Genomic DNA, 12,978 nt, shown 5'->3' with positions numbered 1-12,978 from the left:
TTTTTCGCCGTCAAAAACCGGCCCGATTGCCCTGCGATAGTGAACTCAAGCAACGATGCCTGCGTGACCCGAGAGGAACAGAGCCATGAAAAAGAACCCGCGTTTCATCAAGTCCGTCGTCGAGACCGCCGCAAAGTCTGACACCGTCATGCCTTGGGCCCGGGGCGCACGGCGTGCTGCCTTTATCGCCAAGCGCACAGGTGCCGGACCGGTTCGCAAAACCGCCTAATAGGTTTCTCCCCTGCATCGTCAGCGCCACGGCGCCCGGTGCGACTGATCGCCCCTCGGTACGTTGATTCGTACCGGGGGGCGTTTTCGTGTAAATGTGGCAAGCACGAACCGTGTTGGGAAACAGACTGCTGGTTTCAGCAGAAATTGGCGCAGAATGCCGCAGCAATGTTCCGGATCCTTTGACAATGCATGGTGAACATGGCGCTTTGATCTTAGGATCGCGTTAAGTTGCACTGTGTTACGTCCGCGACATGGATACGGGCAAAGCCGGGCGCGACGGACCGACAAGAGGTTTTGCATGACACCGACCGCCGCCAAGGACTTAGGCAACCCCACCGTCACAGCAATGCGCAACTACGAAGTTGCCGCACTGCGCGCCGACGGTTCGCTCTATATCGGTCAGGATAACGCGCCCGTCTTGCCCCTGTTCGAAGCCGCATTCGCCGCCTTTGCCCGGGGGACATTGATTCAGACCGTGCACGGCGACATCGCCATCGAAGACCTTCAGCCCGGCGATATGATCAATACCTCTTCGGGTGAACCTGCGCAGTTGATTTGGATCGGGTCGAGTAATTTCATCCCTGCTGACACCGGGCGGCGGTTGCCTCTTATCCGCATAATGCCCGACAGTTTCGGAGAGGGGCGGCCCAGTTCATTTCTCACCGTCGGCCCCGCAGCACGGGTGCTGCACACACCGCATCACCTTCGGGCGGAGGCGGGCGGCACCCGGCTTCTCGCGCCGGTACGCGCGTTCGTGGATGGGGTGAACGTGATCGAGGTCGCCCCCCCGACCCCGGTGCGCCTGTTCCATATCTGCCTGTCCCGCCATGCGGTGATCAAAGCAAGCGGCCTGGAGATGGAGACATTCCACCCCGGCGCGCAGGCGCTGCGCGACGCCTCGGACAGCCTGCGGGAACAGTTTCTATCAATGTTTCCGCAGATTGGTCATGGCACGGATTTCGGACCGCTGGCCCATCCCCGTGCCCCCGACAGTCCAGACGAAAGCGCCACCGATTAAATAGGCAGTCGATTAAGTAGGCCGGCGATTAAGAAGGCGGGACTAAGTTAAGGCGCGGTAGACAGCCGCGCTTCGAGCACGTCAAAGGGCACACCGGGATCATCCTTGGCACCACGGATCACAAGACTGGTCTTAACGCTTTCCACATTGGGCGTGGTCAGCAATTGCCCGGTAAGGAAACTTTGAAAGCTCGACAGGTCGGGGGCGACACATTTCAGGATGAAATCAACTTCGCCGTTAAGCATATGGCATTCGCGCACCAGCGGCCAACTGCGACATTTCTCTTCAAACGCGCTCAGATCGACCTCAGCCTGACTGGCAAGGCCGACCATTGCGAAAACCTGCACTTCAAACCCCAGTTCGCGTGCATCGACATCGGCGTGATAGCCTTTGATATAGCCTTGCTCTTCCAACGTGCGGACCCGGCGCAAACAGGGCGGCGCAGAGATGCCCACGCGCTTGGCCAGTTCGACATTCGTCATCCGGCCATCCGATTGCAGTTCGGCCAAGATCATCCGGTCAATCGGATCTAGTCGTGTACCCGCCATATCATCCTCAGTGAATTTTCGATTCTTATAGCAGCCCACAGGCTGCACGCAATAAAGTTTCACACAAGCGCAATATTCTTTGCCGAGCACGCCCGCCAAATCGGTCTCGCTGCTCATATAATCGTAATGTACGCAGACGACAGCAGGGGTTTAACGGCGCCCTCCCCATCGCTATATGAAGCGGGCAATATCAATGACAGCCCGGGGGCGCCAGATGGCCGATACACGTAAAACCAAGGTACTGATCATCGGCTCCGGCCCTGCGGGCTATACCGCTGGCGTCTACGCGAGCCGGGCCATGTTAGAGCCGATCCTCGTGCAGGGGATCGAGCCGGGCGGTCAGTTGACCACCACGACCGAGGTCGAAAACTGGCCGGGTGACAGCGAAGTTCAAGGCCCCGATCTGATGATCCGCATGCAAGAGCACGCCAAAGCGATGGGCACTGAGATCATCGGCGACATCATCACCGATCTTGACCTTTCCAGCCGCCCCTTCCACGCCAAAGGCGACAGCGGCACGACCTATGTGGCCGATGCGGTGATCCTTGCCACTGGCGCGCGGGCCAAATGGCTCGGGCTGGAGAGCGAGGAAAAGTTCAAAGGGTTTGGCGTCTCGGCCTGCGCCACTTGCGATGGGTTCTTCTATCGCGGCCAAGAGATTGTGGTTATCGGCGGCGGCAATACCGCCGTGGAAGAGGCGCTGTTCCTGACCAACTTTGCTTCTAAAGTGACCCTGATCCACCGTCGCGATGAACTGCGGGCCGAAAAGATTTTGATCGACCGCTTGATGAAGAACCCCAAGATCGAACCGCTGTGGTTCCACCAGCTCGACGAAGTTTATGGCACCGATAGCCCGCTGGGTGTCGAGGGCGTAAAGGTGAAACACGTCAAAACGGGCGAGATCACAGATATTCCCGCCAAAGGCGTCTTTGTGGCGATCGGCCATGCGCCGTCTAACGAGTTGGTTAAAGACACGCTTGAGACCCACATGGGCGGATATGTCGTGACCAAGCCCGACAGCACAGAAACCTCGATCCCCGGCGTCTTTGCCGCGGGCGATCTGACTGACCATAAATATCGTCAGGCTGTGACCAGCGCGGGCATGGGCTGCATGGCCGCCCTCGAAGCCGAGCGTTTCCTTGCCGAAGTGGGCGATGACGAGGGCAAAGATACCTCCCTCCCGCTTGGCTATGGGGCTGAGGTGAAGGAAGAGGTTTAACGCTTAAACCCGTGCGGCGGATATCATTCTGGATTCCGCCGCACGCTCCAAACCTGATGATGGCCGATCTCAATATTATGGGATTTTCGCCTTTAACGAACCATCAACGCCCGGTTCTGTAGACAATTATTGCACTTTAAAGCTATGGCAGACCAACGATAGCCGCCTGCCACCTGATGAAAAGTGATAGATATAATGTCTAGTAGTCTTGCTCCTATTCCAGAACTCTATGTCTCCTATGAGTCCGCACAAAAACTGAAGGTAGAAGCTGGCAATTTGGTCAGCCTTGACCTGACCCCGCGTCAAATTTGCGATCTTGAGCTGTTGATGAACGGCGGTTTCAACCCGCTCAAAGGCTTCCTGACCGAGGAGGATTACGATGGCGTCGTTGAAAACATGCGGCTGGCTGATGGCAGCCTCTGGCCGATGCCAATTAACCTCGATGTAGGCGATGCCTTTGCCGAAAGCCTCGAACTGGGTCAGGATATCGCCCTACGCGACCAAGAGGGCGTGATCCTTGCGACCATGACCGTCACGGACCGCTGGACCCCTAACAAAGCACGCGAGGCCGAAAAGGTTTTCGGCGCCGATGACGATGCGCATCCGGCGGTGAACTACCTGCACAACCAAGCGGGCAACGTCTATCTGGGCGGCCCCGTGACCGGCATCCAGCAGCCCGTGCACTACGATTTCCGTGCCCGCCGCGACACCCCCAACGAGTTGCGCGCCTATTTCCGCAAGTTGGGCTGGCGTCGCGTCGTGGCTTTCCAAACCCGCAACCCGCTGCACCGCGCGCATCAGGAACTCACCTTCCGTGCCGCCCGCGAAGCGCAGGCCAACTTGCTGATCCACCCCGTTGTCGGCATGACCAAACCCGGTGACGTGGATCACTTTACCCGCGTGCGCTGCTATGAGGCTGTGCTCGACAAATACCCTGCCGCCACCACCTCCATGTCGCTGCTGAACCTCGCCATGCGCATGGCCGGCCCGCGTGAGGCCGTTTGGCATGGGCTGATCCGCAAGAACCACGGCTGCACCCATTTCATCGTTGGCCGCGACCACGCTGGCCCCGGCAAGAACTCCGCCGGCGAAGATTTCTACGGCCCCTATGACGCGCAGGACCTGTTCCGCGCACATCAGGAGGAAATGGGCATCGAAATGGTCGATTTCAAACATATGGTCTGGGTCCAAGAGCGCGCTCAATACGAGGCCATGGATGAGATCGAAGACAAAGATGACGTGACCATCCTGAACATCTCGGGTACCGAATTGCGCCGTCGCTTGCAGGAAGGTCTGGAAATCCCTGAGTGGTTCTCCTTCCCCGAAGTGGTCAAGGAACTGCGCCGCACCAAACCGCCACGCAGCCAGCAGGGTTTCACCGTCTTCTTCACCGGCTTCTCCGGCTCTGGCAAATCCACCATTGCCAACGCATTGATGGTGAAACTGATGGAGACGGGTGGACGCCCCGTGACACTGCTGGATGGCGACATTGTCCGCAAAAACCTTTCCTCTGAGTTGGGTTTCTCGAAAGAGCACCGCGATCTGAACATCCGCCGCATCGGCTATGTGGCATCTGAGATCACCAAGAATGGCGGCATCGCCATCTGCGCGCCGATCGCGCCCTATGCCACCACCCGCCGCGCCGTGCGCGAAGATGTGGAAAGCTTTGGTGCCTTTGTCGAAGTGCATGTCGCGACCTCTATCGAGGAATGCGAACGCCGTGATCGCAAAGGCCTTTATAAGCTGGCGCGTGAAGGCAAGATCAAGGAATTTACCGGCATCTCCGATCCCTACGATGTGCCGCAGAATGCCGAACTGGTGCTAGAAACCGAAAACGTCGATGTCGACAACTGCGCGCATCAGGTGCTGCTCAAGCTTGAGAATATGGGGCTGATCACAGGATAAACCGCCCTGCCCTTAGAAACGACAACGCAGCCCTACGGGGCTGCGTTTTGCATTTCGGGCTCAGGTCGTTTCGAAGATGAACACTTGGCTTTTAAACAAGTTAGCCGACCAGTGATAGGCCGCCATGACGCCGCCAACTGATCAAGTAAGAGCATTCGCTTGAGTCGAAATTAAAGTTCAAAACCCCGATCCCAGTAATAAAGGCCGCAGCGAACTGCGACCTTGCTTAAGGCTCTGACTATGACCATGCCTTATGGCGTCAATGCACCATGACTGGCCGATAGTCATGCTCACGTGCCAATGAGAACGCGAGCTTTTGATCGCCGACCAGCGCCAACTGCTGCCCTTCTGCGTCATGGACCGCGTAGAGAAGCTCCAGCCCCTCTGCCTGATCGCGCACTTCGCGCGGCAGATCAGCGACAGCGATCGTTTTGACATAGACCATACGGTCGTTTCCGTGGGTGATTGCGTCTTGCATGATATTACCCCTTCTTGATCTTGATGGTTTGAACCACTGTTTCAGGCTTGGCGCGGGTCAGGTCGACATGCAGCAGACCATTCTCCATAACGGCTTCGCCCACATCGACCCCATCGGCCAGTACGAACGAGCGCTGAAACTGTCGCGCAGCGATCCCACGGTGCAAGAACACCCGGTCTTCGCCATCGTCGGACTGACGCCCACGGATCACGAGCTGTCTATCCTCAACTGTTATCGACAGATCCTGTTCCGAAAAACCCGCAACCGCCAGTGTGATCCGGTAGCTGTAATCAGAGGTCTGCTCGATGTTGAACGGCGGATAACCTTCGTTTCCGGCCTTGGCGCTGCGTTCAAGCACCCGTTCCAATTGTTCAAACCCAAGCATATGTGGGTAAGAGGCAAGCGTTAGTTTCGTCATGTGACACGTCCTTATCAGGTCAAGCGACAGTGTTTCACAGGCCCCGCAACCGGCAACCCGTTGCATTGAATATGGGGGGGCTTTCTTGCCTGCGCAAGGGCTATGCCAAATGATCTCAAGCGCTTATATTCAAGGTTCAGCTGCCCAACGGAATCACCTACCCATGAATGCCCCTACCGATCTGTCGATGAAAACGGATGAAGTGCTGCGTGTTGAACTTGAGGTCTTCCGACGGGAACATCGCGATCTAGACGACGCCATCCATGCGCTGGTCGAACGCGGCACGGGCGATCAACTGACCCTGCAACGGCTGAAAAAACGCAAGCTGCGGCTCAAGGATCTTATCGCCCAGATCGAAGACCGCCTGACCCCCGATATCATCGCCTAAACCTTGATCTCTGTCGCCCGCGGCAATCGGCGTTGCCACATGGGCCGGGATGGGTATAGTGCGCGCTCTGATCCACCAAGAGAAGGCCCTGCGCAATGACCACGCCCCCGGTTGGCATCATCATGGGGTCCCAGTCCGACTGGGCCACCATGCGCGAAGCAGCAACCCTGCTGGAAGAGCTAAACATCCCCTTTGAGGCGCGCATCGTGTCTGCGCATCGCACGCCCGACCGGCTCTGGGACTATGGTAAAACGGCCGTCGACCGTGGCCTGCAAGTGATTATCGCGGGCGCTGGCGGTGCGGCGCATTTGCCGGGCATGATGGCCTCCAAAACCCGCGTGCCGGTGATCGGCGTGCCGGTGCAAACCAAGGCGCTCTCGGGAGTGGATTCGCTTTATTCCATCCTGCAAATGCCACGCGGCTTTCCAGTGGCGACGATGGCGATCGGATCGGCAGGTGCAGCCAATGCAGCCTTGATGGCGGCGGGCATCCTTGCCTTGCAAGATGCGGAACTGGCCAAGCGGTTGGACGATTGGCGCGAGGCGCTCAGCGCATCGATCCCCGAGGTGCCTCATGACTGAACCACTGCAAACCGGAGCTACCATCGGCATTCTGGGCGGCGGCCAATTGGGCCGGATGCTCTCGGTTGCCGCCGCGCGGCTTGGCTTTCGGACCCATATCTTTGAGCCGGGTGCCAACCCGCCCGCCGCCGATGTGGCCCACGCGCTGACCACCGCAGGCTATGACGACCACGAAGCGCTGAAGGCTTTCGCCCGCGCCTGTGACATCGTGACCTTCGAGTTTGAGAACATCCCCACCGAAGCGCTCGACGTGGTCGAGGCAATCACCCCGCTCCGTCCAGGCCGCGAAGCGCTGCGGATTTCGCAGGACCGATTGACCGAGAAAACCTTCCTCGGCGACCTCGGCCTAAAGGTGGCCCCCTTTGCCGATGTCACCGACGCCGCAACGTTGAAAGCCGCCGTGGCGCAAATCGGCACGCCCGCGATCCTCAAGACGCGGCGTTTCGGCTATGACGGCAAAGGCCAAGCGCGGCTGAAAGACGATGCCGATCTTGACGCCGCATGGGCCGAAATGAACGGCGCGCCGTCCGTGCTCGAAGGGTTCGTGAACTTCAGTGCCGAAATTTCCGTCATCGCCGCGCGCAGTGCCACGGGCGAAGTGGCCTGTTTCGACCCCGGTGAGAACGTCCACCGCGACGGCATCCTGCACACCACGACCGTCCCCGCGAGGATCAGCAACGCACAGCGCACCGATGCGGTTTTGCTTGCTGGTCGGGTGCTGAACGCGCTCGATTATATGGGCGTTATGGGGGTCGAATTGTTCGTCACACCGCAGGGGCTGATCGTGAACGAGATCGCGCCGCGGGTGCATAACTCCGGCCATTGGACCCAGAACGGCTGCGCCGTTGACCAGTTTGAGCAGCACGTCCGCGCCGTGGCTGGGTGGCCTTTGGGTGACGGGGCGCGCCATTCGGATGTGGTGATGACCAACCTGATTGGCGACGATATGGATCAAGTGCCGGAGCTTGCCCGCGCACGCGATACGGCGATCCACCTCTACGGAAAGGCCGAGGTTAAACCGGGCCGTAAAATGGGCCACGTCAACCGCATCACCCGCGCCTGATCGATCAGGCGGCGAAACGCTCTGCGATCGCCCCTGACATATAGCTGACCCGCCCTGCCGCGAATGTCGCGGCGACGCGACCTGTGGCTTTGTCGAGGATCACAATATCGGCACGTTTGCCCGGCATTAGCGTGCCGCGATCTGTCAGCCCCAGCACCTGCGCGGGGCCAGAGGATACAAGTGCCCAAGCGCCTGCTAAATCCAAAAGCCCACTCTGCGCCAGCATTAACGCCGCACGCCGCGGGGATGGGTAATGATAGTCTGAGGCAAGCGCATGGCACAGACCCATACTGATCAAATCAAGCGCCGAAAGATTGCCGTTATGCGAGCCGCCGCGCACCACGTTCGGCGCGCCCATGATCACTGCATCCCCTGCCGCATGCGCCGCCTCTGCGGCTTCTTGCGTTTCGGGGAATTCGGCCAAACTGACACCACGCGCACGCCATTCCGCCCGCTGCTCTGGCGTTTGATCGTCATGGCTACCCATGCGAATCCCACGCTGCGACAGTTCTGCGCAAAGCGCATCAAGCGCCGCCGGGACTTCTTCGCGCCGCGCGTGCATGTCCTGCATCTGTGCCAAATGCGTCTCGGGGCTGCGCCCCGCCTTCAGAGCCTGCCCAACCAGCCGCTTGGGCAGTTTGCCCTGCGCCAGCCGATCATGGGGAAGGTGATCGTTGAAAACGATATAGCCTACGCCCCATTCGGCCATCCGTTGCGGTAGATCCTGATAAAGATCGAGCATATGCGTCTCGAACCGCAATTGCGGACGAACATCAGTGACCAGTTCGGGTGCCGTATCGCGAATACCATTGAAGACCTGATTGGCAAATTCAGACCCGCGCAGCCCGCCTTCCCAGCTTACGAACTGCGCCAGCACAGCCGTGGTGATTCCGTTGGCCGCCAGTTCTGCCTCTGCTGATACCAGCCCTTCGGAGAGTTGTTTCATCGCCCCCCGCCGCGGTGCCAAATGCCGTTCAAACGCATCGCCATGCAGATCAACGATCCCCGGCAGCACTTGGAAACCGGTCAGGTCAACCTGCCGCCCCGTCGGGCCTTCGGTGATATGCCCTTCGGTGAATGAAAGCGGCGTGCGGCTCAACCCCTCGGGGTGCAGAACCTCGGCTCCGATCAGATTAAGGTTTGGCATTGTCATCCCCCAACCCCGGCAAGCATCCCCCATCAGGGCAACCGATTGCATCAAGAACCCCATCCATAAACGTCATAGAGCGGTCAAAACTGCCCGTCTTCAAAAACGCCATGGTCTGCGCAATCACGCGCGGGTTGTTCATCATGAATGTATGGGTCACAGGCAGTATGATATGCTCTTTCATCCCTGCCACACGGGTCGAAGCGACCGAAACCTTGCCATCATCCGGCCCCGGTAAAAGGCTTGAGAAATAGGGGTTCAACGACTGTGATCCGGCGATCACTCCCAACTCGAACGGTACGGGCGGCAATTGGTTCGGCAAGGCTTCATACCCCGTACCAATCTCGGCCCCGGCCGGGCCGTTAAGCCATTCAAATGCGGGGTTTTCCACCAGTTCATCAACCACTTCGCTGCCGTGGTTCGGCGGGCCTAGCATCACCACGCGCCGCACCCGGTCGGCGCCCGCCTCTGCCACCCATTCGCGAAGCAAAATGCCCCCCATGGAATGTGTCACAAAGTCGATCTGCCCCGCGCCACAGGCGGCCACCGCACGCGGCAGGGTTTGCTTGGTCAGCTCGGCGATATTGGCCTCGGTCGAAGGGTAGCCGGGGCGTACCACACGGTAGCCCTCGGCGGCCAAAGCAGCCTCCATCACGGCGAAAGACGCCTCGGTCCGGGCCAATCCGTGCAACAGCACCACACAACGACCTGCGATGGGTTCGGCGGCGATAGGTATCGGCAGCGCCGACCAAAAGGCGGCAATTATTAAGGAGAGACGTTTCATCATGTCCTTCAGATAGACTGATTGCCGAGACTGTGAAATGGTCTTGGCGCGTTACCTGACGAAAGTATGCCGATGCCCCGCCCCTGTCCCCGATTGGCTGCCCGCGCAATACTGCTGCACGAAGGTCGGCTGCTGCTGGTGAACGCTTATGCCGACAACCGGCTCGGCCTGATGTGCGCCCCCGGTGGCGGAGTAGAGGCCGGTGCCTCCCTGCCCGACAATCTGCGGCGCGAGGTTTTTGAAGAGACCGGTTTGGATATCTCCGTAGGGGCTCCTTGTCTGGTGAATGAATTTCACGACCCCGAAGGCGATTTTCATCAAGTTGATATATATTTTCGCTGTCACCTACTCGGCCCAGCCGAAATCGCCCCCGACTGGCAGGATCGCGAGGCCATTGTCACCCGCCATCAATGGGTAACCCAAGCCGAACTGGCGCAGATACCGCATAAGCCTGACAGCCTTGGTTCGGTTGCTTTCGCTCCTGCGGATGCGGCGATTACCTATGACCCGTTGGAGCCGATCTTGCGCTAAGCGCCCAAGCAATCCCGCCCAAGACCAACGCAGTCGCCAGAAGCAGGGTAAGACTGAGCGGTTCTCCCAAAAGTATAGAGCCGGCAAGGATGGCGATAATCGGCACACTGAGTTGCGCAACTGCAGCCGTAGCGCCATCAAGCCGGGTCAACACCGCATACCACAAAGCGTAACCAAGGCCCGAAGTCACCCCGCCGCAGAGCGCAGCCATTAACATGCCAGTCGCGGTGAAATGCCCGCCTGCAAACGCAGGCAAAATAAGCATAAAAGGTAGGCAAAGAAGAAAGTTGGCCGAAGTCGCCGCCAAAGGATCGCCCGATGTGCGACCAATGATCGTATAGGCCGCCCACCCCATTCCAGCGAGCACCATAAGCCCGGCACCAATGATATCTGTTGAACTCTGCCCGTCCGGCCAGAGAACGACCACCAGCCCAGCAAAGGCCGCTACCGCGCCTGATATTTGCCGTCCTGTTGGTGTCGCACCGGTAAGCGCGGCGTATGTGAACATGGTGATCTGCACCACACCGAATAGAATAAGGGCCCCCAATCCGGCATCCAACGTCATGTAAGCAAGACTGAAACCGATCATATAGACAGCCAAGCTCACTGCTCCGCCGATCCGGTTGCGCCGCAACAGCGGCAACCGTCCGCCCCGCAGCGTGACCAAGACCGCCAGTACGATGGCGCCCGCACCGACCCGGACAAGAGCAAATCCCGCGGGATCAATATGCCCCCCATCAATCGCCATTCTCGTCAGAATGGAATTGGCCGCAAAGGCGCACATGGTGAGGGCGGAGAGAAGGAAAAGCTGCATAGCCCTTCGCTTAGCGTCGATAGCAGTGTGCGCCAAGCCCGCAAACGCGCTGTTCTGACAATCTAGCGGGGTCGTGATCATCAGAGCAATCGGATCGAGCACCGATGCACCTACCTTTACCCCCGGATACCTCGGCGCCTTCGGCACTCCACTCGGGCGGTTCTAATAGCGGTCGAATAGAATTACAGTTACAGCCTCAAAAGACAGAAAAGTTCCTCTGCATATTGCCTCATACCCCGCGGCGGCTGGGTCGAAGGCGGAACCGTGTAGAGGAGAATATTCAAAAACGATTGCGTCATATTGTGGCAAACCAAAGTGCTGTCATCGAATAAGGTGCTTAGGCTACGCGTTACCATCATGCGTATCGCCTGCATTATGCGACATCCCGCAGCAAACGGCGCGCGTCTGGCGGGTATTTACTACGAAGTTGGCTCCATCTCTTAACCTGACTCTCACGCCCTGCCCGGCTCGTGATAAGCTGCCACTGTTGGGCCACTCGCGTTAAGGCCACCTGCGGCGTCACGTCCCCGTGCAGAGCCCTGTCCAACCCTCTCCCCAACGTTTGAAAATACTCTGATTGCCCCTTGAGGTAGAGATCAGGAATGGCCCCCTTCAGCGTAGCGCGCTGCACCTTTAAAAAAGGCTCCGAATAGGCATCTTGCACGCCCGGATCCCTGTAGTGTTCTTCACGGTAAGGATCGAAAAATCCGTCCGGTTGCCGGACAGCGAGCGTCGACATAGCTGGCGTGACCGCAAAGAGAGCAAATAAGTAACCAAGTTCCTTCTGGGTTGACGCCGTACTCACGACAAAGCTCCACCCCCAGTTAAAATAGGGGGCCGGCAGTACTTCATTCCTAACTCTCCCGCCCGGCGTGGGGCCATGCACCATTCGCCCCCGCATCGGTGATTGTGGAGCGTTCAGGTATTTCTGCGTGCCGCCCCAGCCAATGTTACAATACACATCGCCCTTCGCATATCGCGACCAATTTTCAAACAACCCAAGACTGGACGTCTCGGGAACGAGACAGTCTGTAATCGCAATCAATTCCTCCAAAGCCGTTATGCCCGCCTCCTCCGCAATTTGCGGTGTCATATCGGGCGAAAGAGGCCAGTAACCTTTCGCATGGAACCGAACCCACCATTCCCATGCGAGGTAGCCGGGTGTGCGGAACAACAACCCGCCATAGCGGCCAGCCGCTGGCGCATTAAAAAACCGAATCTGCCGATCCAACTCCTCCCAAGTATTTGGTGTGGCAAGAGAATAGCCAAAGCGATCTGCATAACGTGCCTGCGTATCAGGGTCGTGCAGCATTTCGCGGTGGTAAAACATTACATATGCGTCGCCGTCAGTTTGGAAACCATAAGTCTGACCATCAAATCTATCGCCCTCTTGATAGAGCATCGCGTTACGGAATTCCTTGGGCTCGTAACGCGCGGCATAGTTGTCCAAGGGGTGGATAGCACCCGCCGCTACAAGGTCAGCCACGCCAAAAGTAGCAGGTAGGGCGACATCGTATTTCGCTTCACCCAATACGCTATTTAGCATCAGTTCGGCGTTAATTTGATCAATATGCACCTCTTTCAAAGTAACTTTGACCCCGGTTTGGGCCGTAAAAGCTGCGGCAACCGGTCCAAGATTAGCACGCGACCCTTGCGGCAACAGCACTGAAAGAGGGCGGCTTTTGTCCGCCACTTCACGCGCCTGTGCAGCCACCTGCACATCGATCGCCGCGCCACCGAATGCTGGCCCGACTACCATCGCGCCCAGTCCGGCCCCCAGGCCCAAAGTCATCTTTCTTCTCGTGAGCCCGCGTCCATTTAGCACATCGTCCCCTTCCAAGTCGCCGCTGACC

General features: G+C 58.5%; 15 protein-coding genes. 8 read left to right on the top strand and 7 right to left on the bottom strand.

Annotated features, from left to right (window positions below; genetic code table 11):
- Positions 1-85 precede the first annotated feature (85 nt).
- Together DSM110093_RS03795 and DSM110093_RS03790 are read left to right on the top strand one after the other, a co-directional pair.
- On the top strand, positions 86-229 hold the full coding sequence (locus tag DSM110093_RS03795; RefSeq protein ID WP_243266755.1) for a hypothetical protein: 144 nt from the start codon (positions 86-88) through the stop codon (positions 227-229).
- A gap of 300 nt (positions 230-529) precedes the next feature.
- The gene (locus tag DSM110093_RS03790; RefSeq protein ID WP_243266754.1) at positions 530-1,249 is read left to right on the top strand and encodes a Hint domain-containing protein; all 720 of its coding nucleotides are present in this window, start codon (positions 530-532) and stop codon (positions 1,247-1,249) included.
- Between the two features lie 47 nt (positions 1,250-1,296).
- On the opposite strand, the gene DSM110093_RS03785 is transcribed toward DSM110093_RS03790, so the two are convergent.
- Positions 1,297-1,797, bottom strand: a complete 501-nt coding sequence (locus tag DSM110093_RS03785; protein WP_093927269.1) for an Lrp/AsnC family transcriptional regulator — start codon at positions 1,795-1,797, stop codon at positions 1,297-1,299.
- Between the two features lie 214 nt (positions 1,798-2,011).
- On the opposite strand from DSM110093_RS03785, the gene trxB reads away from it, so the two are divergent.
- Positions 2,012-3,016 carry a thioredoxin-disulfide reductase gene (gene trxB / locus DSM110093_RS03780; RefSeq protein ID WP_093926987.1) on the top strand — a complete coding sequence of 335 codons (1,005 nt, stop codon included), beginning with the start codon at positions 2,012-2,014 and terminating at the stop codon, positions 3,014-3,016.
- A gap of 195 nt (positions 3,017-3,211) precedes the next feature.
- A complete protein-coding gene (locus tag DSM110093_RS03775; protein WP_243266753.1) occupies positions 3,212-4,921 on the top strand; it encodes a bifunctional sulfate adenylyltransferase/adenylylsulfate kinase in 1,710 nt (569 codons plus the stop codon).
- Positions 4,922-5,180: 259 nt separating this feature from the next.
- Here DSM110093_RS03775 and DSM110093_RS03770 read toward each other — a convergent pair whose 3' ends face one another.
- Together DSM110093_RS03770 and DSM110093_RS03765 are read right to left on the bottom strand one after the other, a co-directional pair.
- Complete coding sequence (locus DSM110093_RS03770) at positions 5,181-5,399, bottom strand: DUF1150 family protein (protein WP_007119022.1); 219 nt, start codon at positions 5,397-5,399, stop codon at positions 5,181-5,183.
- Between the two features lie 4 nt (positions 5,400-5,403).
- Positions 5,404-5,817 carry an Hsp20 family protein gene (locus DSM110093_RS03765; protein ID WP_067267324.1) on the bottom strand — a complete coding sequence of 138 codons (414 nt, stop codon included), beginning with the start codon at positions 5,815-5,817 and terminating at the stop codon, positions 5,404-5,406.
- A gap of 163 nt (positions 5,818-5,980) precedes the next feature.
- On the opposite strand from DSM110093_RS03765, the gene DSM110093_RS03760 reads away from it, so the two are divergent.
- The 3 genes from DSM110093_RS03760 (at position 5,981) to DSM110093_RS03750 (ending at position 7,849) form a co-directional block, all read left to right on the top strand.
- On the top strand, positions 5,981-6,205 hold the full coding sequence (locus DSM110093_RS03760; RefSeq protein WP_067267347.1) for a DUF465 domain-containing protein: 225 nt from the start codon (positions 5,981-5,983) through the stop codon (positions 6,203-6,205).
- Between the two features lie 95 nt (positions 6,206-6,300).
- Positions 6,301-6,786, top strand: a complete 486-nt coding sequence (gene purE / locus DSM110093_RS03755; protein ID WP_243266752.1) for a 5-(carboxyamino)imidazole ribonucleotide mutase — start codon at positions 6,301-6,303, stop codon at positions 6,784-6,786.
- Positions 6,779-7,849, top strand: a complete 1,071-nt coding sequence (locus tag DSM110093_RS03750; protein WP_243266751.1) for a 5-(carboxyamino)imidazole ribonucleotide synthase — start codon at positions 6,779-6,781, stop codon at positions 7,847-7,849. The genes purE and DSM110093_RS03750 overlap by 8 nt, the downstream gene beginning before the upstream one ends.
- 4 nt (positions 7,850-7,853) lie before the next feature.
- On the opposite strand, the gene DSM110093_RS03745 is transcribed toward DSM110093_RS03750, so the two are convergent.
- Positions 7,854-8,996, bottom strand: coding sequence for an alpha-D-ribose 1-methylphosphonate 5-triphosphate diphosphatase (locus DSM110093_RS03745; RefSeq protein ID WP_243266750.1), 1,143 nt, complete (start codon positions 8,994-8,996; stop codon positions 7,854-7,856).
- Positions 8,983-9,783, bottom strand: coding sequence for an alpha/beta fold hydrolase (locus tag DSM110093_RS03740; protein ID WP_243266749.1), 801 nt, complete (start codon positions 9,781-9,783; stop codon positions 8,983-8,985). The genes DSM110093_RS03745 and DSM110093_RS03740 overlap by 14 nt, the downstream gene beginning before the upstream one ends.
- A 63-nt stretch (positions 9,784-9,846) precedes the next feature.
- On the opposite strand from DSM110093_RS03740, the gene DSM110093_RS03735 reads away from it, so the two are divergent.
- Positions 9,847-10,311, top strand: coding sequence for an NUDIX hydrolase (locus DSM110093_RS03735; protein WP_243266748.1), 465 nt, complete (start codon positions 9,847-9,849; stop codon positions 10,309-10,311).
- On the opposite strand, the gene DSM110093_RS03730 is transcribed toward DSM110093_RS03735, so the two are convergent.
- Together DSM110093_RS03730 and DSM110093_RS03725 are read right to left on the bottom strand one after the other, a co-directional pair.
- Positions 10,277-11,125: a DMT family transporter gene (locus DSM110093_RS03730; protein ID WP_243266747.1), complete on the bottom strand. Its 849-nt coding sequence runs from the start codon at positions 11,123-11,125 to the stop codon at positions 10,277-10,279. The genes DSM110093_RS03735 and DSM110093_RS03730 overlap by 35 nt on opposite strands.
- Positions 11,126-11,498: 373 nt before the next feature.
- Complete coding sequence (locus DSM110093_RS03725) at positions 11,499-12,917, bottom strand: extracellular solute-binding protein (protein ID WP_243266746.1); 1,419 nt, start codon at positions 12,915-12,917, stop codon at positions 11,499-11,501.
- Positions 12,918-12,978 lie beyond the last annotated feature (61 nt).

The sequence above is a fragment of the Sulfitobacter sp. DSM 110093 genome (assembly GCF_022788715.1).
Taxonomy (GTDB): Bacteria; Pseudomonadota; Alphaproteobacteria; order Rhodobacterales; family Rhodobacteraceae; genus Sulfitobacter.
The sequence above is the reverse complement of the archived record's forward strand: the minus strand, read 5'-3'. Positions and strand labels throughout refer to the sequence as shown.